At 69.3% G+C, this 22,196-nt stretch carries 20 protein-coding genes; 7 read left to right on the forward strand and 13 right to left on the reverse strand.

Translation table 11 applies throughout. The features are described from left to right. Nucleotides 1-167: 167 nt before the first annotated feature. Together AB0H88_RS10140 and AB0H88_RS10145 are read left to right on the forward strand one after the other, a co-directional pair. Nucleotides 168-497 carry a DUF485 domain-containing protein gene (locus tag AB0H88_RS10140; protein ID WP_357642952.1) on the forward strand — a complete coding sequence of 110 codons (330 nt, stop codon included), beginning with the start codon at nt 168-170 and terminating at the stop codon, nt 495-497. Next, nucleotides 494-2,104, forward strand: coding sequence for a cation acetate symporter (locus AB0H88_RS10145; RefSeq protein WP_357642953.1), 1,611 nt, complete (start codon nt 494-496; stop codon nt 2,102-2,104). Before AB0H88_RS10140 ends, AB0H88_RS10145 begins: the two co-directional genes overlap by 4 nt. Nucleotides 2,105-2,128: 24 nt before the next feature. On the opposite strand, the gene AB0H88_RS10150 is transcribed toward AB0H88_RS10145, so the two are convergent. The 5 genes from AB0H88_RS10150 to AB0H88_RS10170 all read right to left on the reverse strand — a co-directional run bounded on the left by AB0H88_RS10150 (nt 2,129) and on the right by AB0H88_RS10170 (nt 7,496). After that, on the reverse strand, nt 2,129-3,628 hold the full coding sequence (locus tag AB0H88_RS10150) for an APC family permease (protein ID WP_357642954.1): 1,500 nt from the start codon (nt 3,626-3,628) through the stop codon (nt 2,129-2,131). Nucleotides 3,629-3,786: 158 nt separating this feature from the next. After that, nucleotides 3,787-4,374 carry an ATP/GTP-binding protein gene (locus tag AB0H88_RS10155; protein WP_357642955.1) on the reverse strand — a complete coding sequence of 196 codons (588 nt, stop codon included), beginning with the start codon at nt 4,372-4,374 and terminating at the stop codon, nt 3,787-3,789. After that, a complete protein-coding gene (locus tag AB0H88_RS10160; RefSeq protein ID WP_357642956.1) occupies nt 4,355-4,747 on the reverse strand; it encodes a DUF742 domain-containing protein in 393 nt (130 codons plus the stop codon). Before AB0H88_RS10160 ends, AB0H88_RS10155 begins: the two co-directional genes overlap by 20 nt. Next, nucleotides 4,744-5,160 carry a roadblock/LC7 domain-containing protein gene (locus AB0H88_RS10165; RefSeq protein ID WP_357642957.1) on the reverse strand — a complete coding sequence of 139 codons (417 nt, stop codon included), beginning with the start codon at nt 5,158-5,160 and terminating at the stop codon, nt 4,744-4,746. Before AB0H88_RS10165 ends, AB0H88_RS10160 begins: the two co-directional genes overlap by 4 nt. After that, a complete protein-coding gene (locus tag AB0H88_RS10170; RefSeq protein ID WP_357642958.1) occupies nt 5,157-7,496 on the reverse strand; it encodes a nitrate- and nitrite sensing domain-containing protein in 2,340 nt (779 codons plus the stop codon). Before AB0H88_RS10170 ends, AB0H88_RS10165 begins: the two co-directional genes overlap by 4 nt. Nucleotides 7,497-7,741: 245 nt before the next feature. Between AB0H88_RS10170 and AB0H88_RS10175 the strand changes: the two genes are divergently transcribed. Beyond that, nucleotides 7,742-8,788: a terpene synthase family protein gene (locus AB0H88_RS10175; RefSeq protein ID WP_357642959.1), complete on the forward strand. Its 1,047-nt coding sequence runs from the start codon at nt 7,742-7,744 to the stop codon at nt 8,786-8,788. Here the strand turns inward: AB0H88_RS10175 and AB0H88_RS10180 are convergent. The 3 genes from AB0H88_RS10180 to AB0H88_RS10190 all read right to left on the reverse strand — a co-directional run bounded on the left by AB0H88_RS10180 (nt 8,785) and on the right by AB0H88_RS10190 (nt 12,143). Next, nucleotides 8,785-10,287: a prenyltransferase/squalene oxidase repeat-containing protein gene (locus tag AB0H88_RS10180; protein WP_357642960.1), complete on the reverse strand. Its 1,503-nt coding sequence runs from the start codon at nt 10,285-10,287 to the stop codon at nt 8,785-8,787. The two genes, AB0H88_RS10175 and AB0H88_RS10180, sit on opposite strands and share 4 nt — an antisense overlap. Beyond that, nucleotides 10,284-11,657: a cytochrome P450 gene (locus AB0H88_RS10185; RefSeq protein WP_357642961.1), complete on the reverse strand. Its 1,374-nt coding sequence runs from the start codon at nt 11,655-11,657 to the stop codon at nt 10,284-10,286. Before AB0H88_RS10185 ends, AB0H88_RS10180 begins: the two co-directional genes overlap by 4 nt. 144 nt (nt 11,658-11,801) lie before the next feature. Beyond that, on the reverse strand, nt 11,802-12,143 hold the full coding sequence (locus AB0H88_RS10190; RefSeq protein WP_357643157.1) for an aldo/keto reductase: 342 nt from the start codon (nt 12,141-12,143) through the stop codon (nt 11,802-11,804). A 71-nt stretch (nt 12,144-12,214) separates the two neighbouring features. On the opposite strand from AB0H88_RS10190, the gene AB0H88_RS10195 reads away from it, so the two are divergent. Together AB0H88_RS10195 and AB0H88_RS10200 are read left to right on the forward strand one after the other, a co-directional pair. Next, nucleotides 12,215-12,745, forward strand: coding sequence for an alpha/beta hydrolase-fold protein (locus AB0H88_RS10195; protein WP_357642962.1), 531 nt, complete (start codon nt 12,215-12,217; stop codon nt 12,743-12,745). 59 nt (nt 12,746-12,804) lie between these two features. Next, nucleotides 12,805-13,350: a helix-turn-helix domain-containing protein gene (locus tag AB0H88_RS10200; protein ID WP_357642963.1), complete on the forward strand. Its 546-nt coding sequence runs from the start codon at nt 12,805-12,807 to the stop codon at nt 13,348-13,350. On the opposite strand, the gene AB0H88_RS10205 is transcribed toward AB0H88_RS10200, so the two are convergent. Both AB0H88_RS10205 and AB0H88_RS10210 read right to left on the reverse strand, forming a co-directional pair. Then, nucleotides 13,288-14,796 carry a wax ester/triacylglycerol synthase family O-acyltransferase gene (locus AB0H88_RS10205; protein ID WP_357642964.1) on the reverse strand — a complete coding sequence of 503 codons (1,509 nt, stop codon included), beginning with the start codon at nt 14,794-14,796 and terminating at the stop codon, nt 13,288-13,290. The genes AB0H88_RS10200 and AB0H88_RS10205 overlap by 63 nt on opposite strands. Before the next feature lie 145 nt (nt 14,797-14,941). Continuing rightward, nucleotides 14,942-15,988 carry a sulfite oxidase gene (locus AB0H88_RS10210; protein ID WP_357642965.1) on the reverse strand — a complete coding sequence of 349 codons (1,047 nt, stop codon included), beginning with the start codon at nt 15,986-15,988 and terminating at the stop codon, nt 14,942-14,944. Nucleotides 15,989-16,426: 438 nt separating this feature from the next. On the opposite strand from AB0H88_RS10210, the gene AB0H88_RS10215 reads away from it, so the two are divergent. Then, nucleotides 16,427-17,044, forward strand: a complete 618-nt coding sequence (locus tag AB0H88_RS10215) for a hypothetical protein (protein WP_357642966.1) — start codon at nt 16,427-16,429, stop codon at nt 17,042-17,044. A 106-nt stretch (nt 17,045-17,150) separates the two neighbouring features. Here AB0H88_RS10215 and AB0H88_RS10220 read toward each other — a convergent pair whose 3' ends face one another. The 3 genes from AB0H88_RS10220 to AB0H88_RS10230 all read right to left on the reverse strand — a co-directional run bounded on the left by AB0H88_RS10220 (nt 17,151) and on the right by AB0H88_RS10230 (nt 20,817). Then, complete coding sequence (locus tag AB0H88_RS10220) at nt 17,151-17,891, reverse strand: hypothetical protein (RefSeq protein ID WP_357642967.1); 741 nt, start codon at nt 17,889-17,891, stop codon at nt 17,151-17,153. 218 nt (nt 17,892-18,109) lie between these two features. Next, nucleotides 18,110-19,792: a DNA polymerase/3'-5' exonuclease PolX gene (gene polX, locus AB0H88_RS10225; RefSeq protein ID WP_357642968.1), complete on the reverse strand. Its 1,683-nt coding sequence runs from the start codon at nt 19,790-19,792 to the stop codon at nt 18,110-18,112. A gap of 56 nt (nt 19,793-19,848) precedes the next feature. Next, nucleotides 19,849-20,817 carry an aldo/keto reductase gene (locus tag AB0H88_RS10230; RefSeq protein ID WP_357642969.1) on the reverse strand — a complete coding sequence of 323 codons (969 nt, stop codon included), beginning with the start codon at nt 20,815-20,817 and terminating at the stop codon, nt 19,849-19,851. A gap of 235 nt (nt 20,818-21,052) precedes the next feature. Here AB0H88_RS10230 and AB0H88_RS10235 point away from each other — a divergent pair, with 235 nt between their 5' ends. Then, a complete protein-coding gene (locus AB0H88_RS10235; protein ID WP_357642970.1) occupies nt 21,053-22,156 on the forward strand; it encodes a histidine kinase in 1,104 nt (367 codons plus the stop codon). The last annotated feature ends 40 nt before the right edge of the window (nt 22,157-22,196 follow it).

Below are 22,196 nucleotides of genomic sequence, written 5' to 3' on the forward strand. Positions count from 1 at the left end.
GGCGAACCGCCGTGACCGTTCATCGCGCGGATGCGACCTTTCGCCGCAACTCCCTCCCAACTAGGCGCTGAGCTGCGGCGGCTCGCCGAACAGCCTCCCCAGGGGCCTCCACGAAGGATAGGTTTCGCTCCTATCTTGTGCGTGATCCGCATCACAGTGGAGGACTCGTGACGACTAAACAACATGACGCATCCGTCTATGAAGAGATTCAGGAGAGCGCTGAATTCCAGGACCTGAAGCGGCGCTTCCGGCGGTGGACGTTCCCGATGACCGCGGCGTTCCTGGTGTGGTACCTGCTCTACGTGGTGCTGTCCGGGTGGGCGCGTGACTTCATGGGGATCAAGCTGTTCGGCAACATCAACGTGGCGCTGATCTTCGGCCTGCTGCAGTTCGTCTCCACCTTCTGGATCGCGTGGGCCTACTCCAGGCACGCCGAGAAGAAGCTCGACCCGATCGCCGACAAGCTCCGCCACCAGGTCGAGGAGAAGACCCAGTGAAGTCCGAGACCCTGGCCACCATTCTCTTCCTCACCTTCGTCGCGCTGACGCTGGTCATCACGTTCTGGGCCAGCAGGCAGACCAAGACGGCCGCCGACTACTACGCCGGCGGCCGATCGTTCACCGGCGTGCAGAACGGCATGGCGATCGGCGGCGACTACATGTCGGCCGCGTCCTTCCTCGGCATCGCCGGCATCATCGCCCTGTCCGGCTACGACGGATTCCTCTACTCCATCGGCTTCCTGGTGGCGTGGCTGGTCGCGCTGCTGCTGGTCGCCGAGCTGATGCGTAACTCCGGCAAGTTCACCATGGCCGACGTGCTGGCCTTCCGGATGAGCCCGCGCCCGGTCAGGACCGCCGCGGGCGTGTCCACGATCACGGTGAGCATCTTCTACCTGCTGGCGCAGATGGTGGGCGCGGGCGCGCTGGTCGGCCTGCTGCTCGGCATCACCAGCCCCTCGGGCAAGGCGTGGACGATCGTCGGGGTGGGCGCCCTGATGATCGTGTACGTGGTGTTCGGCGGCATGAAGGGCACCACCTGGGTGCAGATCGTCAAGGCCGTGCTGCTGATGACCGGCGCCGCCCTGATCACGATCATGGTCCTGGCGCACTACGGCTTCAACCTGTCGTCCCTGCTGGGCGACGCGGCGACGCAGAGCGGCAAGAACGGCAACTTCCTCATCCCCGGCCTCAAGTACGGCACCGAGGCGCAGGGCCTCGCGGGCAAGATCGACCTGATCAGCCTCGGTCTCGCCCTGGTCCTCGGCACGGCGGGCCTGCCGCACATCCTGATCCGCTTCTACACGGTCCCGACCGCCAAGGACGCCCGCAAGTCGGTGCTCTGGGGCATCGGCATCATCGGCGTGTTCTACCTGCTCACCCTGGTCCTCGGCTTCGGCGCGGCGGCCCTGGTCGGCAGCAAGGCGATCGCCGCCTCGGACAAGGCGGGCAACACGGCCGCACCGCTGCTGGCCAAGGCCATCGGCGAGACGTTCCTCGGCTCGGCGGGCGGCACGATCCTGCTGGCGCTGATCGGCGCGGTGGCCTTCGCCACGATCCTGGCCGTGGTGGCCGGGCTCACGCTGGCCTCCTCCTCCAGTTTCTCGCACGACCTGTACGCGCACGTGTTCCGCCGCGGCAACGCCACCGAGCGCGAAGAGGTGCTGGTGGCCCGCATCTCGGCGTTCGTCATCGGCGCGGTCGCCATCGGCCTCGGCATCCTGGCCCAGGGACAGAACGTCGCGTTCCTGGTGGCGCTGGCGTTCGCGGTGGCCGCCTCGGGCAACCTGCCGGCGATCCTCTACAGCCTGTTCTGGAAGAGGTTCAACACCGCGGGAGCGGTCAGCGCCATCTACGGCGGCCTGATCTCCGCCCTCCTGCTGGTCATCTTCTCGCCGGTGGTGTCCGGCTCGGAGACGGCCCTGTTCAAGACGGCGCACTTCAACTGGTTCCCGCTGAGCAACCCGGGCATCATCTCGATTCCCCTGGGCTTCCTGTTCGGCTACCTCGGCACGGTCCTGAGCAAGGAGTACAACGCGGCCAAGTACGCCGAGATCGAGGTCCGCTCGCTCACCGGTGTCGGCGCCGAGAAGGCTACCGAGCACTGACACCCGCTGGTCGAAGGGCCCGGCTCAGGCCGGGCCCTTTCGCCTGCCGCCCGCGCCGAGCAGGTACAGCAGGGCACCCACCACGAGCGAGGCCAGGGCGATGCCGCCCACCAGCCAGAACCACGTGCCGTAGGAGATCTCCGCCCCGAACAGGGCGAACGAGCCGGCGTCGTTGGAGATCAACGGTGTCCACGAGCCCGACAGCGTGGAGACGACTCCCACGAGCGAGGCCAGCGCGCCGACGATCGAGGCCAGCCAGAACACGGCGGGCGAGGCCAGCCGCCGCGCCTCGAACTGGGTCCGGTAGCGGCGCACGATGATGAGCACGTCGACGAACAGCACCACGATCGACAGGCACCAGATGACCGTGACCGCCGCCTGCAGGACGTTGTAGACCTCGGTCTGCGCGTCGGCCGGCGCCGCCGCCGCGAACGGCACCACGATGAACGCCGCCACGGTGAACAGCGCGGCCAGCACGGTCTGGATCAAGACCGCCACGTCCGGCACCTTCTGCGCGTTGACGTGCGAGACGGCCTTGGGCAGCCGCTGGTCGAGCCCGGAGACGAAGATCAGGCGGGCGAAGGAGTAGTTGTAGACGACGGTGATGATGAAGAACATCGCCGCCAGCAGGAGCGCCACCAGCTTGCCCGCCCAGGCGCCCAGTCCGATGCCGACCGCGGCCGCCACCGCGGTGATCTGCGCCGACCGGTCCGCCGGGACCGAGACCATCACGCCCCAGGTGGCGGCGAGGTAGGCGATCATCACGGCGAGCGAGCCCCACAGCAGATAGCGGGTGACCGCGCGGTCCTGCCGGATCTCCACGCCCATGTTCAGCGGCACCTCGACGCCGAGCAGGGCGAGCACTGCCAGGCCGAAGAAGCTCCAGTTGCCGAGGTTGATCCCGTGCTCGGCCGACGGGCTCCAGGCGGCGAAGTCCCACGGGTTCGTCGCCGCCGCGTTGCCCCGCAGCAGGTGGGCGAGCCCGGCCGCGAAGATCAGCAGGATGGCCAGGCCGTACGCGAGGAAGACGATGTTGACCACGTTCTGCGTCAGGCGGAACCGCAGCACGGCCAGCACGGCCGCCAGCACCAGGATCGCCACGATCAGCCCGCCCTGCGCCTGCACCGGCAGGGCGCCGACGGCGGGGAAGACGAAGCCGAGGAACGAGATGGTCAGCGTGCCCGTGGCCACCATCACCAGGACGCCCGGCCACCACGCGCAGAACCCGGCGAAGAACCCCCAGAACGGCCCGAAGGCCTTGCTGGTCCACAGGTAGATCGAGCCCTCGCCGGGGAACATGGCGCCGAGCTGCCCGGTCACGATCGCGCACGGGATCAGGAACAGCGCGAACGCGATGATCCACCAGCCGAACGCGGCCGGACCGGCGCTCTGGATCACCGCGGCGTTCGTGATGAACAGCACGATCGCCACGAAGATGGCGACCATGTCGAACGTGGTGAGCACCTTCGGCAGGATCCCGCCCGCCACCCGCTCGGACAGCAGGTCGTCGCCGGACGTCGTCATGAGGCGGCCCCCTCAGCAGCGGTTACCTGCCAAGATCCGCCGCTCTCCGACCGGCGTCAAGCAGCCACGACCGCCGCTCTCCGACCGGCGTCAAGCAGCCACGACCGCCGCTCTCCGACCGGCGTCAAGGAGCCACGGGCTCCGCGCTCCCACCGGCGTCAAGGAGCCACGGGCTCCGCGCGGAGTTTGGCGGAATGCTTTACCAGGGTGATCAGCACCTCCCTGCTCGAGTCGCGCTTCCTGGCGTCGCACATGATGATCGGGATTGACGGGTTCAGCTGGAGCGCCAGCCGTACCTCGTCGAGCTCGAACGTCTGCGAGCCCTCGAAGCAGTTGACCGCCACCACGAACGGCGTGCCACGGCGCTCGAAGTAGTCGATCGAGGGGAAGCAGTCGGCCAGGCGGCGGGTGTCGGCCAGGATGACCGCGCCCAGCGAGCCCTCGGCCAACTCGTCCCAGACGAACCAGAACCGCTCCTGCCCTGGCGTGCCGAACAGGTAAAGCACGTAGTCGGGGCTGAGCGTGATGCGGCCGAAGTCCATCGCCACGGTCGTCGTCCGTTTGGCCTCCACGGATGAGATGTCGTCGATGCCGATGCCGCGGTCGGTCAGGATCTCCTCGGTCCGCAGGGGGCGCGTCTCGGAGACCGCGCCGACCAGCGTGGTCTTGCCCGCGCCGAAACCACCGGCGACCAGGATCTTGATCGCGGTCGGCAGGCGCGGGCGGTCAGAGCGATCGAAGGCCATCGAGCACCGCCCTGTACATCTTCATATCGTGCATGTCCACCTCGGATTGCGGTTCCTGGGCCGAGACGAGTTCCTTGTCGAACAGGTCGCCGAGCAGCACCCGGATCGTGCCCGCGGGCAGGTCCAGGTGCGCGGCGATCTCGGCGACGGACTTGGGCTCGCGGCAGAGCCGCAGAACCGACAGATGTTCGGGGTCGAGCCCGGCCTCGGGGCCGGGCGGCGGGCCGATGGCCAGGGCCATGGAGATCAGGTCGAACTTGCCGTGGGTGGGCTGGGTCCGCCCCCGCGTCACCACGTAGGGCCGGATGATCTCCGGATCGACCCAGTGCTCGTCCTCGGGCCCGTCCGTGGGGCCGTGGCCAGGGGTGTTCACCGATCACCCCTGGCCACGGCCTCGGCACGGGTGCCCGAGGTGAGGTATTGGCCGACCCGGGCGACGAGCATGGCCATCTCGTAGGCGACCAGGCCGATGTCGGCGTTCTGCGTGCACAGGACGGCCAGGCACGCCCGCTCACCCGCCACGGTCACGATGAGGAACCGCGAGCGCAATTCCACCACCGTCTGCTTGACCGCGCCGCCGCGCACGTGCTCGGAGAGCCCCTTGGCCAGGCTCTGCAGCCCGGAGGCCACCGCCGACAGGTGCTCGCCGTCGGGCCGCTGCAACGCCGCGGACGACGCCATCAGCAGCCCGTCAGAAGACAGGACGATGGCGTGCTCGGCCTCCTTGACCCGGTCGATCAGATCGTCGAGCAGCCAGTCCAGATCCGTGCCGGATCCAGGTGTCATGTCTCGCCTCCCGGTTGCTCGCCCTTGAGCCCGTCCATGATCTTGGCCGCTTCGGTCCTGCCCAGCCTGGTGCCCGACTGCAGAGATCCCATCATCGCGCGGATCTCTTCCGGCGAGCGTTCGTCATCGTCCTCCTCGGGGTTCGATCGCGTGGCGGGCGCCTCGTCACGCAGGGCGGGGGCAAGGCTGGCCTGTGGCACCCGCAAGGGCAGGCCGGAAGGGGTGAACTCGGCGGCGGGCCCATCCTGCTCGGGCTCCGGTCGCGCGCGCCTCGGCTCCGGACGGACGCGCTCCTGCTCAGGCTCCGGACGGACGCGCGTCGGCTCCGGACGGAAGCGCTCGCGTTCAGACTCCGGACGGACGCGCTCCCGTGCGGGCTCCGGTTCGGCGGGGTCGCGGGGCGGAGCCACCGTCAGCCGGCGCACGTTCTCCGGAGCGGTCGTCCGCGTCGCCGCGGCGACCGCCTTCCTGCGGGGCAGCCGCGCCGGCTCATCGCCCTCCTCCGGCGCCTCTCCCAGCTGGACGAGCTCCTGAGGGATCAGGACCACGACCGTGGTCCCCCCGTACGGTGAGGACTTGAGCACGACCTGGATCCCGTGACGCCCGGCCAGGCGGCTGACCACGAACAGCCCCAGGCGCGCGGTGCCGGTGATGCGGAACTCCGGCGGGTCCGCGATGCGCTCGTTGGCGGACTCCAGGTCCTCCGGCTTCATGCCGAGCCCGCGGTCCTCGATCTCGACCACGTAGCCGTTGGCCACCAGTTGCCCCTTGACCTCGACGGTGGTGTAGGGCGGGGAGAAGGAGGCCGCGTTCTCGATCAGCTCGGCCAGCAGGTGGATGACGTCACCCACGGCGCGGCCCAGCAGCACGACGTCGCCCATCGGCATGAGCGTCACCCGGGTGTAGTCCTCCACCTCGGCCAGCGCGCCGCGTACGACGTCGACCATCGGCACCGAGCGGCGCCAGACACGGGCTGGGGAGGAACCGGACAGCACGATGAGGTTCTCGGCGTTGCGCCGCATCCGGATGGCCAGGTGGTCGAGCCGGAAGAGCTCCTTCAGCTCCTCGGGGTCGGTCTCGCGCCGCTCCATCACGTCGAGCACGGTCAGCTGCCGGTGCACCAGGCCCTGGGTCCTGCGGGCCAGGCTGAGCAGGATGTCGCGGATGCTGCGCCGCAGCTCGGCCTGCTCGGCGGCGACGCTGACCGCCGTGCGCTGCATGGTGTTGAACGCCTGGCCGACCTGCCCGATCTCGTCCTCGCCGAAGTCCAGCGACGGGGCCTCGCGCGCCAGGTCCACCTCCTCGCCGTGCCCGATCCGCTCCACCAGACGGGGCAGCCGCTCGTCGGACAGCTCGTGCGCGGCGTCACGCAGCTTCTGCAACTGGGCGAGGAGCGTACGGGCCGTGGTGATGGACAGGATGATCGACGCGATGACCGCGATGAGCCCGAGGCCGCCGGCCAGGACCAGTCGCACGACCACGCCGATCGCGACCGGCGTCGCCCGGTCCACGAGGCGGTCACCCGCGCTGAGCACCAAGGTGTTGAAGTCGGCGAGCGCACGTTCGGAAGCGGTCTTCCACTGCCCGGCGCCGAACGGGACGCTCTCCATGCTGGCGTCCTGCTCGACGACCCGGGTTTCGAGCTCGCGCAGGTTGTTGAACGTGGCGCTCGCGGCCAGCTTGTCGTAGGCGGCCTTCTCGGAGTCGGGCAGCTCGCCCGCCGCCTGCTCGGCGAGGATGCGCCAGGCGCCCACGGTCTCGGCGAATTGCGCGTGTTCTGCGGGGGTCAGCCGCCCCTCGGCCAGGGCGCCGGCGAGCAGGGCGTCCTCCCGGGCGAGAACCTCGCGGGCCCTGCTCAGTGCGAGGAGCGTGCGGATGTCCTTGGCGACGATCTTGTCGTCGAGGGTCGCCACCGAGCCGTAGAGCCGGTAGATGGAGTCGATGACGTCGGCGTAGGCATCGGTCGCCTGCACCCGGTTCATCCGGCCCGCGTCGACGGCCTGCCGGGTGGCCTTGAGCGTGTCGAGTCGCCGGAAGACGTCGGCGATCCGTTTGGCCCCGTCGCCGTCCGTCGCCCAGCCGACCACGCTCGAACTCGCCGCCTCCTCGAAGGTGGCGATCGTCCGGTCGGCCTGCTTACGCTGGGTCTCCAGGTCCTTGCGGGCGCGGATCGTCCCGTCGCCGAGCCGGATGATCGACAGCCGGCGTTCCCGTTGCAGCTCGACGAGCAGCGGCTCGCTCGGCCCGACCACGGCGTTGTCGAGCTGCGAGACCCAGAGCAGGTTGACGCCCTCGCGAAGGGTCACCCAGGCGGCGAACACCCACAGCGCCGCCATGGAGAGCAGTAGAGCAATGATCTTGGTCCGCAGTCGTGAATTGCGGAAGCGCATCATACCTACCCTGTGAAAGTCATTTGAAATGGCTGACCACCAGGACATGCAGTGGCATACCGGCGCTGAAGACGTGGGCACCCTAGCAAAGAGGGCGATCTTGCCTCAACCCGACTGTATTCATTTGCGGTGAAATATCCGTTTCTATGACTCAATTAGTCAAAGATGGTATTAATGGATATCCTCCGTGGGTGAGTGACCCGGGGGATCGCGCGTATTTCGGCATCCGCAACGATCTCGCGGATCGGTTGCTCAAAGGATCGCATCAGTTGGCAGGCGTGCCCGAGGGGGACCGAGGCGCCGTCCTGCGGGCCGCGCTCGACGCCGTCCCCGAGGCGGCCGGGCTGCTGCGCCCCTTTCCCGTCCTGTTCGCCGACGGCGAGAGCTCGGCGAGCCGGCTGGCCTTCAGCTGTCTGTCGGCCGCGGCCACGTTCCCGCTCGCGCGCCGAGACCAGATCGCCGAGCTCGGGGCGCTGACCGCGATCCTGTTCGGCCTCGACGACATCGCCGACGGCATCGCCGGAGACTGGTCCGACCGCGACTTCACCGCCTTCATCGCACGGCTGTGCGCCATGACCACCGGCACGCCCTTCGCCGCGGCGCCCGAGCCGGCCGCCGAAGGGCCGATCGAGCAGGTCCTGGGCGCGTGGCAGGTGTGGTGTGCCCGCTTCCACGGGCACGCCGGTGCGGCGGTCCACGCGCCGAACCTGGGACGGCGGCTGGAGCTCGCCGGCGCGGCCATGGTCCGCGAGCGCGCCTGGGCATCGGGCCGGGCCCCCTGGCCGGAGTACGTGGACTACCTGGCGAACGGCCTGCTCACGATCCTCTATCCCACCTGGTGGGCCGCCGCCCTGGCGATCCGCGGCCCTGTCCCCGCCGAGGCCGCCCACTGGGCGTCGATCGAGCCGGCCACCCATCTCGGCGCGGCCTGTATGCGGCTGGCCAACGACATCAGGACGTTCGAGCGGGAGAAGGCCGAGGGCAAGCCCAACTCCATCAGCATCCTGGAGAACGCCGGCACGGAAACGGCGCGGGCGGTCACGCGGGTCTCGGCGCACATCGGCGAGCTCGACGCGGAGTTCAGAGCCGCGCTCGACGACCTGCCCGCCGAACTGGCGGAGATCGCGGAGGGGCAGCGCAGGAGCGTGTCGTTCAACGGCCGCTGGTACCTGGCCAGGGACACGCACGCGTACACCGTTAAGGAACTGGCCGGAGATCTGGAGTCCCATGAGGGTTAGGCCCGGCGGGCGAGATGCGACGAGGCGATGACGGCGGCGCGGACCACGGCGACCGGCGTGTAAAGGTCCTTATCGTGCCAGAGGGGAGGATGCTCCTCGCCTGACGACCGTGTCAGGTACGCGTGACCGCGGTCTACGGCCCGCTCGCATCGCGGGTCCGCCCGCCACCGGGTCAGCAGCAAGATCTGCATCGCGTAGGCGGTCTCCTCCGCGGTGCCCGTCCAGCGGCCCCACGATCCGTCCGGCCGCTGGGTCTCCAGCACCCAGCCGACGGCCGCGTCCACCGCGCCCGCCGAGAGGTCGCCGCCGAATTCGTCCAGCGCCAGCGCGCAGGCCGCCGTGGCGTAGTAGCGCGAGGCATGCCACCGGTCGGTCCAACTCCCGTCCGGCTCCTGCCGTTCGCGGATCCAGGCCGCCACCTCGGCGATGGTCTCGCGATAGCGGATGGCGGCCGCGGGCACGCAGGTGACGTACTGGCCGAGGGCGTCGAGCACGTGCGCGTTGACGCTGACCGAGGTGCCCTGCTCTCCCTGCCAGGTGGAGAAGTGCGTGCCGGAGCGGAAGGCCCCCAGGCAATCCGGCTCGTACGGCATGCCGAGCAGGGCCAGGGCGTACAGCGCCACAGAGGTCGTGTCGGCGTCGGCGGGAAGCCCGGGACCGGCGGTGGCGCCGGCGGGACCGATCGCCGCCCTGAGGTCGGCCGCCATCTCCGGCGGCACCTCGACGGGCACGCCCGCGCGGATCAACCAGCTCAGCACCCAGCCCCGCTCGAACACCGTGATGGGCAGTCCGACGGGCACCGGACCACCGTGGCGCCTGGCTACCGCCTCAAGGTGCCCGCGGGCCGGGTCGTGTACGTCGCGCGCGCCTCGTTCGCCCAGCCAGGCGGCGGTGGCCGCGGGTGAGGCCCCGATGGTGCCGATCGCCGTCGGCCGGGCCACGAGCGCCCCCATGGCCGCCGGGCCGCCGATCTCCAGAGCGTGCAGCAACTTCTCCGGCACCTCGGCCCCCGACTCGATCCACGATCTGACCAGGTCGAGCGTGTCGTAGCTCATTCCGTCGGGCAGCGATAGCGGGCCGTGGCCCGCCAGACTCTCCAGGTGCCGATTGATGAGGGCGACCAGCGAGGGCACGATGTGCTCGATCGCCGGCATGTCGGGCAGTTGCAGGGGGCCGTCCAGCCAGCCGGCCAGCCTGCGCAGCCCGCGCTCGGCCGCCTCCGCGAGGTTCTGCCCGTCCGTGCCGGACTCCCCGCGCAGCAGCGCGGACAGGATCGCCTCAGTCGCGCTCAGGGTCGGCACCAGCCCGTATCCGTCCGGCGCCCCCCAGGCGCCGTCCTGCCGCTGGGCGGCGACCAGGTAATCGATGCGCTCCTGGTGGCCGACCAGCCAGGGAACGAGCGTGACCAGCCGGCCGGTCTCATAGACCGAGGAGGAGACCTGACCCCAGGGCCGGAACATGAGATCCGTCAGCAACTCCGCAGCCTCCCCGCCGCTCACGCCTGACGGCTCCGCTCGATCGGCAGCAGCTTCAGCATGAGTTTCTCCTTCGGCCGCACCGACGCTCCCGGCACCAGGGTGAGCCGCTGCGGGTTGGTCAGCTCCGGCCGGTACCTGCTCAGCAGATTGGCGATCACGAGCGGTGCCTTGAGATAGAACAGGTGCTGGCCCAGGCACACGTGCGGGCCGGCGCCGAACGGGATCGAGGCGTAGCGATGCCGGCGCTCGGCCTGCTCGGGCGCCCAGCGCTCCGGGTCGAATGCCAGCGGCCGCTTCCAGAACTCCGCCAGCCGATGGGTCGTGTACGGGCTGACCAGCACCTGCGAGCCGGCCTTGATCCGGACCCCGCCGATCGTCGTGTCCGCCACGGCCTGGCGGGGGATGATCCAGCCCGGTGGGTACAGGCGCACCACCTCTTGCAGGACCATGCGGAGATACCTGAGCCTGGCCACGTGGGCCGGCCGGACCGGGCCCTCGCCGACCACCTGGCCGACCTCCTCCCGCAGCCTGGCGTAGACGTCGGGATGGTCGTGCAGCACCGACCACAGCCAGGTCAGCGAAACCGCCGTGGTCTCCGACGCCGCGCCGTAGACGCTGACCAGGTCGTCGCGGACCTGCCGCGGATCCGCCGCGCCCGTCTCCTCCATCCTGACCCTGAGCAGCGCCGAGAGCACTTCGTTGGTGCGGGTGCCCTCCCTGAGAGCCCGTTCGATCAAGGGGTAGACGATCTCGTCGATCTTCTTCGTGGCCGCCAGGAAGGCCCGATCTCCCGGCACTCTGACGGAGTAGGGCATGAAGGGGAAGAGCAACCGGAAGCCGATCGACGTGGCGCACGTGGCGAACTCGGGCAGGAGCCGCTCGGCGACGTCCCGGGGGATCCGCCCGCCGAACAGCACCTTGATGACGCTCTCGTTGACGATCGCCGTCATCTGGTGTCCGGCGTCGATCGGCCGTCCGCTCCGCGCGTGCTCGTCCAGTTCGGCGACGCGCCCGGCGATGATGTCGGCGAGGTCCTCGCCCAGCGAAGCCGTGTACCTCGCGGTGAACAGCGGCTGGAGGACCTTCCTGCTGGATTCCCAGCCCTCACCCTCGCCCAGGATGCTCTGGCCGGTCACGCGACGCAGCGGCCGCCAGAACATGCCTTCGCGCACGAAGTTGGACCAGTCGGTCTTGAGCACCTGCTGGACGTGGTCGGGATGGGAGACCAGGTAGGGCTGGAACGGGCCGATGTTCAGCCGGACGATCCGCCCCCCGGCGTCGGTGCCCATCTTGGCCAGCTCGGTGACCGGGTCTCTCAGCAGCCGGGGGATGGTTTGGTGAAAGGGAAGGACCTGGGGTTCCTGCTCGCCGGCTGGAAGCTCGGGCGCCACGCGATCCTCCAACTGCCCGCCTCAACTGACGGACATTTCATGACAAAAGTTAGAACTCTTGTGGAGTATCACATGATCTTCGATACGAATTCAAGATCGAAGCTGAGTAGGAGCTCCCACTGGATCCTGGGCGGTTTCCCGTGGTCAGGGGCGGGAGGCTGCGTCCAGGAGGCGTAGTTCGGCGGCGGTCAGCCTGAGCGTGGCCGCCGTGAGGAGCGGCTGGAGCTGCCTGACGTCGCGGGCGCTGGAGATCGGCGCGGTGATCGTGGGCTGGGCGGCGAGCCAGGCCAGCGCCACCGACGCCGGTTCGACGTCGTGCTCGGCGGCGACCTTGGCGAGGACCTCGAGCGTCCGCCGGTCGCGCTCCGTCTCCAGGTATTGGGCCGCCGGTCCGGCGCTCGCTATGCGAGTCGGTGGTTGCCCGGTAGAACTGTTGTTGGATTTCTCCGACAGTTTGGTCGCGACGGAAGGTAATCGTGAGGTAATTTTCTGTCACAGCAGGGTGCCTGACGATCAGGTCGCCGGCGCTCGCCGGCACCACGAAGGTCCGGCTGCTGTTGCCCTCGGGATGGGAGTCGCGGCGCGACTGGCCGGTGCTCTGGCTGCTGCACGGCGGCCTCGACGACTACGCCTCCTGGACCGCCAAGCCCGACGTCGACGCGCTCACCCGCACCTCCGGGCTGATGGTCGTCATGCCCGACGGCGGCAAGTGCGGCAGCTACTCCGACTGGTGGAACGGCGGCGACGGCGTCCCGCCGCGCTGGGCGACCTACCACCTCAAGGAACTGCTGCCGCTGCTCGAATCCCGCTACCGCGCCGGGCGACAGCGGGCCGTCGCGGGCTACTCGATGGGCGGTCAGGGCGCGATGCTGTACGCCGCCAAGGGTACTTCAAGGCCGCGGCCTCCTTCAGCGGAGCCGTACACATCCTCGAACCCGGCGTGCCGCAGGCCGTCATGGCGGGTACCACGATCGGCTGGGTGTTCCCGTACGGACGCACTTCTATCGCGGCGGGCACAACCACGAATCCTGGCAGCGGGAGCTGCACCGGGCCTACCCCATGCTCAGCCGGCCATCGGCGCCCAGTGAGGGTGTCGTCGACTTCCATGGCCTTACCAGGGGCTATGGGGTGACGCTAGGGTGCGGCTGTGGAGGTCGGTGACGCGCGGACGCGCATTCTGGACGCGGCGGAGGAGCTGTTCGCCGGTGGTGGTTACGAGGCCACGCCGACCGCGGTCATCGCCCGGCTGGCCGCGGTCCCCAAGGGGTTGATCTTCCACTACTTCCCGCGCAAGATCGACGTCCTGGTGGCGCTCATCGACGAGCGCACGCTGGTCGAGGAGGGGCACGAGGCCGACGCGGTGCCCGGCGACCCGGCGGGCACGCTGTCGCGGCTGGCTCGCAGGGTGCCGCTGCGCGCCTCGCCGGCGATGCGCCGCATCCTGTTCCGCGAGGCCGACACGCACAGTTCGGTCAAGGAGCGGCTCGGCCGGCTCAACGGCGAGCTGATCAGCCGGGCCAGGTTCGCGCTGGAGCTGGCGTTGCCGGGCGCCCGGGGCGACGCGGCCCGGCTGGAGGTGGCGGCGGCCACGTTCGCGGCCGTACTGCTCTACCAGGAGAACCTCTGCCAGCTAACCGGCCACCAGATCGACCCCGACGCGGTCGCGGAACTCATCGCCCACTCGCTCGTCTGACAGCTCGTCGAGGGCCGTCTTCAGGTGGGAGAGCAGCCCCCACACGTCGTCCATCCGCTCGGGGCAGGCCACCACGCCGAAGTCGAGCATGCCGTCGTAGGAGAAGCAGGTGATGTTCACGCCGCCGCTCATGTCGGTCAGCACCGACAGCGGGTAGTACGACAGGATCCGTCCCCCGCACAGGTACAGCGGGAACTGCGGACCGGGCACGTTGCTGATGATCAGGTTGATCGGCGGGAACGTCACCGAGGCCAGCCGGAAGATCGCCGGTGTGGCCAGGCTGGTGATGGGCGCGGGCAGCAGCGAGCAGAGCTCGTTCAGCCAGGCGGGCGGCGCCAGGGCGAAGCGCCGTTTGGCCGCGCTCATGGTGGCGCCGACGGCCCGCAGGCGTCGCACCGGGTCGGCGACGTTCGTGGGCATCGGGGCGATCATGGCGGAGATCTGGTTGCCCATCGTCTCTCCGGCCCCGGCCGTACGGACCGCGACGGGGACCGCGACGACCAGCGGCTCGTCGGGCAGCGCGTCCCGCTCCTCCAGCCACGACCGCAGCGCCGACGTGCACAGCGCCATGACGATGTCGTTGACGCTCATCCCGTTGGCCTTGGCCACGCTCTTGACGTCCTTGAGCGAGACCGACCCGAACGACAGGTGGCGCCGCCCGCTGATCGGCCCGTTGAACGGCGTACGCGGCACGGTCAGGCCGGGCAGCTCGGGGCGGTGCTTGTCGTCGCCGGTGACGAACCTGGCCGTCCTGGCGATCAGCCGCGAGCCGGGGAGGGCGGAGGCCACGGGGATCGCGTCGAGGTCACCGGCGGCCTTGACCGCCGAGCGGACGGCGCGCATGGGGTGGATCGCGGTCCGTACGGCGGCGGCGGCCAGCATGCCCACCAGACCGGGCGCCGGTTGGTCCGCCTGGTTCGGCTGGTTCGGTTTCCGGGTTGAGTCACAGTCGGGCGGCAGCGGTTCGCGGGCGTCGGGGGAGAGGTCGAGCAGGGTGGCGAGCGTCTCCGCGCCCGAGACGCCGTCGATGGCCGCGTGGTGCACCTTGGTGTAGACGGCGGCCAGTCCGTCGGCCAGCCCGTTGATCAGGTGCATCTCCCACAGTGGGTGGGCCCGGTCGAGCCGCCGGGCGTGGAGCGCCGCCACCGTCTCGGCCAGCTGCCGCTCGCCGCCGGGCGGGAGCAGTATCGTCTCGAACAGGTGGTTGTCGATGTCGAACTCGGTGTCGGGCACCCAGTAGGGCCGGTCCAGCCCGAACGGCACCTCCGCCAGCCGTAGGCTCAGCGCCGGAGACAGGTGTAGCCGCTCCAGCAGCAGGGCCGCGAGGTTGTCGCGGCTGACGCGGCCCTCGGCGGGGTCGAGGATCGCCAGCCCCGCCACGTTGGCGGCGGTGGTCGCGGATTCGACGTTGAGGAACTGGGCGTCGAGTGCGGTGAGCTGGCGCATCTACTCTCCCTTTCTCACGGAACCTGGCCACCATCACATGCGAGGATTGCCGCGACGTTTCCGCGAGAGTCTTCCAGATGAATTTAGGGTGCGCTGTCCCATCATTTAGTAAATGCGCAGCTCACCCCTGATCGAGGACAATTCCCTATCCGTGGACAACGGAAACGGGGTGCCGCACGACAGCGTCGAAGTGATATCCGAACGGGTGGTGCGGCGTCGTCAGCGGCTGCGTCTCACCCGTCTCGTCGGTCGCCTTCGCCATCAGCTCGTACGCCCCCGGCCGCCGGGGCGTCCAGCCGATGTGCCACGGCAACCAGGCGCTGACCAGGTGCGGGCCATGGTGTGCGGCCCACTGCCAGCTCAGTCCGCCGTCGACGCTGACCTCGACCCGGACGATCCGCCCCCGTCCCGACCACGACCTGCCGTGCAGGATGTACGGCCGGCCGACCGCCAGGCGCGCATTCCACGCCAGTTCGAAAGCGCTCTTCACCGGCTGGGTCGTAACGTCACGGTAAAAGACGGTGTTCCACGGGGAAGTGAGGCCCCGGGTCGCCACCTCGATATCGCCCAGCCATTTGATCGACGCTATTCCCACCCAGTCCGGCACCACCAGGCGTACCGGAAATCCGTGGTCGGGCGGGAGGGGCCGGTCGTTCATCTCGTACGCGACGAGCACGTCGTGCATGGCCTTGTCGACCGGGAGCGGCCGGCGCACGTGCCCGTGGTCCTCGAACGGCGCGTCGAGACCGCTCGGCAGCACGTCCACGGCGTCCGGTCGCAGGCCCGCGTGCCGGAGCAGGTAACTGAGCGGCACCCCGCGCCACCGCGCCACCCCGATCGCGCCCAGCCCCCACTGCGTGCCCGGGGCCGGGTTGAGCTGCTGCGTCGCGTACAGCCGCCGGCCGTTCCCAGCGCACTCGATCGCGGCCTCGATGGTGCGTGACGGCATGGCACGGAGCTGGTCGTAGTCGTACTCGCCCGGACGTCGCAGGCCGGGCCCGTGGAGCCGCAGCCGCCAGGTCGTGGGGTCGATGCTGGGCGTGTACGTATGATTTCGCACGAAAAATCGGTCTATAGGGGTGTGGTATCCCTGCCCGGCCATGGCTTCCCACCGCATCTCGGCGCTGCCGTCGTGCACGGTGAACAGGTGGGCCGGCAGCGGTTTGACGATCGTCGCCAGAGCTTGCTCCATGGGCTGCTACCTCCACAGCATGTATTTCCTACAGGTAAACCATTTAATCGGACCTCGGCGATGTCCGCTCGGAAGGCATTGGCTCGGAAGGCCTGCTGTGGAGGTAGCGATCCGCTCAAGGAGGGCTCGTGCCCGCTGGGGCCGGCGGCCTACCAGGAGATGTGCGTCAGGCGGCGTCGGTGTTGGCCAGGCCGGAGCCCAGCTCGCGGGACGCGTCGACCTGGGCGAGGAGTTCCTCGCCCTCCAGGTAACCGGCTTTGCGCCCGGGCAAACAGGTTCTGCCAAAGGGTGTACTGGCAGTACCTCTCCTCGTGGAGTCCCATCCGCCGAGGTCAACGGAGCGACGGCAAGTTTTGGGCATGGCATGGGGCCTCGACATCTCGACCTTCACGGGCGGGCTCCTAGCGTGGATCTGAGCTACACAGCGAGGGGGCCGCGATGTTCATCCAGGTCATTCAGGGACAGGTCGGGGACGCCGGCGAGATGCGGGCGGCGTTGGACCGGTGGCACACCGAGCTCGCGCCAGGGGTGGACGGCTGGCTCGGCACGACCGCCGGCGTGACGGACGACGGCATGTTCGTGAACACGGCGCGTTTCGAGTCGCAGGAGGCGGCGCGGCGCAACAGCGAGCGGCCGGAGCAGGGTCAGTGGTGGGCCGAGACCCAGAAACTCTTCAGCGGCGAGGTCACCTTCCACAACTGCGCCGAGGTGTACACGTACCTGAAGGGCGGGTCAGATGCGGCGGGGTTCGTCCAGGTGATGCAGGGACGGATCCGGGACCCACGGCGGATGCGGGAGATCACCGCCCAGAGCGAGCGAGGCATGGCCGCATTCCGGCCCGACCTCATCGGCGGGTTCGCCGCGCTGCACGGGGACGGCGGATACACCGAGGTCGCGTACTTCACCTCCGAGCAGGCGGCCAGGGAAGGCGAGGGCAAGGAGCTCCCGTCCGAGATGCGGGAGCTCTTCGAGCAGTGGAAGGACCTGTTCGAGGGCGAGCCCACCTACTTCGACCTGCGCGACCCGTGGTTGTACTCATCCCCGCGGAGCGCCTGAGAGTCCCGCAGGGCGGAGCTGATGGGGCTGCTTGCGCGGGCCCTCCGGGTCCGCCGTTCGGGGACGCTGATGGGCGAGGTCGAGCTCAGGGTGAATGATCGGGGGCTCAGTTGGGGACGAGGGAGTCGAAGGTCTCGCCGGCGTTGAGGCGCTGAATGAGGGACTCCAAGCCCTGCCGGTCCCCGTTGGTTCGGAGCCAGCGGTCTACTTGGCAGGCGGCCTTGGCATACGTGTTCGGCTCCTTGCTGGCCGTAGTCAGCCACTCGTCCAAGGAGACCGGCAGCGGCGCGGTCGGCAGGACCAGACAGCGGTCACCGCTCGTTCGCGGGGCGAGGTAGCGGGGGTCGTCGGAGACGACTACGGCGAGGCCCTCGTCGAACCACTGCGGGACCTCTGCCCCGGAGGTGAGGCGGGTGTGGAGCTCGACGTGGGACATCTCGTGTGAAGCGATCACCGTGTCGAGGCCGCGGGGCGACAACATCACGGAGCGGTCCAGAACGGCGATGCCCCGCTCCTTGTGGCCGCCGACGTGCTGGTAGCACTCCTCGGTGGTGCAGATGAGCAGGCTGGGGGAGCTCTTTCTGCCACCGTAGAAGGTGTCGACTCTCTTCGTGGCGGCGTCGACCGTCTGGCTGACTTGTGATCGTTGCTGGGGCGATAGGTCGTGCTCGGTGTAGACACCGGGGCGGAGCTCTGTCAGGCCGTAGCAGCCGGGACACGTGGTGGCGGCCACGGAGGGGTAGGCCACCGCCACGCCGGCGACGGCGGCGACGAGCAGCACGGCCAGCGCTGCGAGAGCCCGGGTCCAGATCTTGCGTGCTCTCGATCGCTTGGGCGCCGGTGGCATGATCGCTGTCCTTTCGTGGGGGTGACGGTGGGGATTACTTTCGCGTAATTCGCTGGTGGCCACATCCACCTGTGGGTGGTCATTCTCGGGGATGACATGTACGCGGGTTGATCATGGCGGCATGCCGGCCGAGGAGATCGCCCTCGTGGGCAGCCGGGGCCTGGGCGGGGGCTCGGGGAGGGCGGGGTTTCGCGCAGGCGATCGAGCGATGGCCGCGCCTACCGGCCGAGGAAGGCGAGCAGGCGCTCCAGCGGCCAGGTGTTGATGACGTCCTCCGTGGTCAGCCAGGCGCGCTGGGCGATCCCGATGCCGAAGCGCTGGTTGGCCAGATGGGGGATGGCGTGTGAGTCGCTGTCGATCGAGAACTTCACCCCGTGGTGCTTGGCCAGGCGGACCAGGTCCGCGGGCAGGTCCGAGCGGTCGGGGAAGGAGTCGATCTCCATGGCCGTTCCGGTGCGGCCGGCCGCGCGGAAGACGGCGTCCCAGTCGGCGTCCACCTGTGGGCGCTTGCCGATCTTGCGGGTGGTCGGGTGGCCGATGATGTCCACGTACGGGTTTTCGCAGGCCGCGATGAAGCGGCGGGTCATCTCGTCGCGGGACATGCCGAAGTGCGAGTGGACCGAGGCGACGCACACGTCGAATGCGCGGAGGATCTCGCCGGGCCAGTCGACGGAGCCGTCGGGGGCGATGTTGAGCTCGGTGCCGTGCAGGAGCCGCATGTCGGGATATTTCTGTTGCAGGTCCGCGACCTGCTGCCGCTGCTCCAGCGCCTTGTCCAGGGTCATCCGCTGCATGGCCAGGTCGGGGGCGTGGTCGGTGATGGCGTAGTAGAGGTAGCCACGGGCGTGTCCCGCCGCCACCATGTCCGCCAGCGAGGCGATGCCGTCCGTCAGGTTGGTGTGCGTGTGCAGGTCGCCCTTGAGGTCGGGGAGCTGGAGGAGATCCGGCAGCTCGTGGCGGAGCGCGGCCTTCACCTCGCCGCCGTCCTCACGCATGGGCGGGGGTACGAACTGCATGCCGAGCGCGGCGTAGATGTCCTCCTCGGACTCCGAGGCGATCACCGTCTCGCCCTCGAACAGTCCGTATTCGGAGAGCTTCCACCCCTTCTTCACCGCCATCTCCCGGATGGCGACGTTGTGCTCCTTCGAGCCGGTGAAGTATTGCATCGCCGCGCCCCACGACTGGGCGGGCACCACGCGCAGGTCCACCTGAAGGCCCGACGTCGTGCGTATCGACGTCTTCTTGTCGCCCGCCGCGATGATCTCCGCGACATAGGGCTGGGCGCGGAAGTCCTCCATGATGGACACGGGCGCAACGGCCAGGATGTCGATGTCGCCGATCGTGTCCTTCATCCGCCGCAGCGACCCGGCGTAGGCGATCCGCTCCGCCTTCAGCGAGGTCATCACCTGCTCGGCCAGGGACATCGCGACGCCGATGTGCACCCGGCGGCCCGACTGCTCCAGCTGCTCGATGCCCTTGAGGAGGTTGGCGAGGGTCTTGGGGCCGAGCCCCTTGACACCGTCGAGCCGTCCGGAGGTGATCGCCTCGCCGAGCGCCACGGGCGAGTCGATGCCGTAGTCCTCGAAAAGCATGATCGCCGTCTTCGGCCCCAGCGTCGGCACGCGGGTCAGCCGCCGGACCCCTTCGGGCACCCTGCCGCGCAGGTCGTCGAGCTGGCGGAAGCTCCCGCGCTGCAGGAACTCCTCCATCTTCTTGGCGATCGCCTCGCCCACGCCCGGCACACCGCGTACGTCGGCCACCGAGATGTCCTCGGGGAACCCGGCGATCGCCTTGGCGGCCTTCTGATAGCTCCGCACCCGGAACGCGTCGCCACCGGTCAGCGCGAACAGCTCCGCGTATTCGGAGAGCGCCGCCGCCGCATCATCGTTAGCCCTAGCCATGGAGCCAGCTTAGGGATCCCCTCCGACAATCGGCGCGGGCGAGGGCGGCACGGGGGCTACATGCGTACTTCGCGCGGGCGGTAAGGCTCAGCGAGGGAGGCCAGGTCCTTGTCCGAAAGCGACACGGACACCGCCGCGAGGGCGTCGTCCACGTGGCCCGGCTTGGTGGCGCCCACGATGGGGGCGGTGACGGTCGGCTGCTGGAGCAGCCAGGCCAGGGCGACCTGGGCCGCCGGCAGCTCGTGCTCGCGCGCGACCTCCGCGACCCGGTCAAGGATGAGCTGGTCGTTGTCGGGGTCGTAGAGGGCGTCGATGCGCGCGTCGGAGCCGGTCCTGGTCGTCGACTGGGACGCGCCCGCGCGGGCCAGCAGGCCGCGCGCCAGCGGGCTCCACGGGATCACGCCCACGCCCTGGTCCGCGCAGAGCGGGAGCATCTCCCGCTCCTCCTCCCGGTAGAGCAGGTTGTAGTGGTTCTGCATGGACACGAACCTGGTCCACCCGTTCTCCTGCGCCACGTGCTGCGCCTTGGCGAACTGCCACGCCCACATCGTCGAGGCCCCGATGTAGCGGACCTTGCCCGCCTTGACCACGTCGTGCAGCGCCTCCATGGTCTCCTCGATGGGTGTCTCGTCGTCCCACCGGTGGATCTGGTAGAGGTCCACGTAGTCGGTGCCCAGCCGGCGCAGCGAGGCGTCGATCGCGTCGAAGATGTGCTTGCGTGACAGGCCCCGGTCGTTGAGCCCCTTGCCCATCGGGAAATAGACCTTGGTGGCCAGTACGTAGTCCTCGCGCCTGGGGAAGATCTTGCGCAGCAGGTTCCCGGTCACGACCTCGCTTTCGCCGGCGCTGTAGACGTCGGCCGTGTCGAAGAACGTGACCCCGCCGTCGGCGGCCCGGCGGACGAGCGGTTCGGCCTGGTCCTCGGGCAGCGCCCACTCCTGCCTGGCCGGATCCCCGAAGCTCATCATGCCGAGGCAGACGCGCGAGACCCGCAGGCCGGTGTCACCAAGTCGTCTGTAATCCATAACGGCAACCCTATGACCACGTCACACGGCCTAAGTCAGGCGGGGGCGGGCAGAAAGTTCTGCTCGAAGCCGGCATTGCGCTTTACAGAACGCGGTACATCGGGTCGATTGGAGAGAGACAACGGACGGTTCGGTGCTCGTGACGCAGCGCGACGGGGGACGAGTGAGTGGATTAGAAAGCGAGCCGGCTCCCCGGCTGCGCCTTCTCGGCGACATTTCTTCGTCTCCGCTGAACATGGCCTGGTTGACCCTGATGGCGGGACTCCTCACCGTGACGGTTCCGGTGCAGGCGGAGCTCGCCGGCTCGGGATTCTCGCGGGCGGCCTCGGTGACCCTGCTCCTCCTGCTGGCCGTCCACGCCCAGTTCGTGCTGGGGACTCTGGCCGGCAGGACCGGGGGGTGGTGGCTGGTCGGCGTGCAGGCCTGGCTGACGTACGTGCCGCTGGCCGTGTTCGGGGCGGCGTGGACGCCGATGTGCGGGCTGCTGGCCGGCGCGCTGCTGCTGGTGGCCGGGCGCATCAGGTCGGCCACGCTGGTGGCGCTGGCCGTGTCCTGCGGGCCGGTCCTGCTCGCGGCGCCCCACGAGGGGCTCGCCGACCGGGGGTGGGCGCTGGCCGCCCCGGTGCTCGGCCTGATGGAGTACGCCCTGGTGAGCCTGGCCGCGCGGGCGCAGTGGCTGGCCTCCGCCAGGACCGACGCCATCCGTACGACCGTCGCGCTCGAACGCCGCCGCTTCAGCAGGGACCTGCACGACCTGGTGGGCCATCGGCTCACCGCCCTGGTCCTGAAGACGCAGCTCATCGATCGTCTGGTGGACGAGGAGAACGAGAAGGCGAAGCTGGAGGTCGGCGAGACCCTCGAACTGCTGCGCACCCTGGCGGGGGACGTACGGGCCGTCGCCCACGGCGGGCGGCGCTCCTCGCTGGAAGGGGAGATGAGCTCGGCCCGCGCCCTGCTGGAGTCGGTGGGAGTGCGGTGCCAGATCCGGGTGGCCTGCCCCGATCTGCCCGGCGACGTCGCTGACGCGCTCACGCACGCCCTGCGCGAAGGCGTGACCAATGTGCTGCGCCACGCGGAAGCGCGACAATGCGCCATCCAGTTGCTCGAACGCGACGAACTGGTCCGGTTGTCGATCAAGAACGACGGCGTCCGCCCAGTACGCAGGGCGGGAGAGTCGGGCCAAGGGCTGATGAACCTGACGGAGCGGATGGCCGATGTGGGCGGCTGGCTGGAGATCACCGCGGTCCGCAGCGGGCAATTCACCTTCTCGGTATATGTGCCCCAGATAAACAAACGTGTGAAATTCACAAATGGCTATGAGGTAAGCACACCTCGGTAATGTCGTGTGTTACTAGACGCCTTGTCCGTGCGTTGCCATT

Source organism: Nonomuraea sp. NPDC050680 (genome assembly GCF_040654555.1).
Lineage (GTDB): Bacteria > Actinomycetota > Actinomycetes > Streptosporangiales > Streptosporangiaceae > Nonomuraea.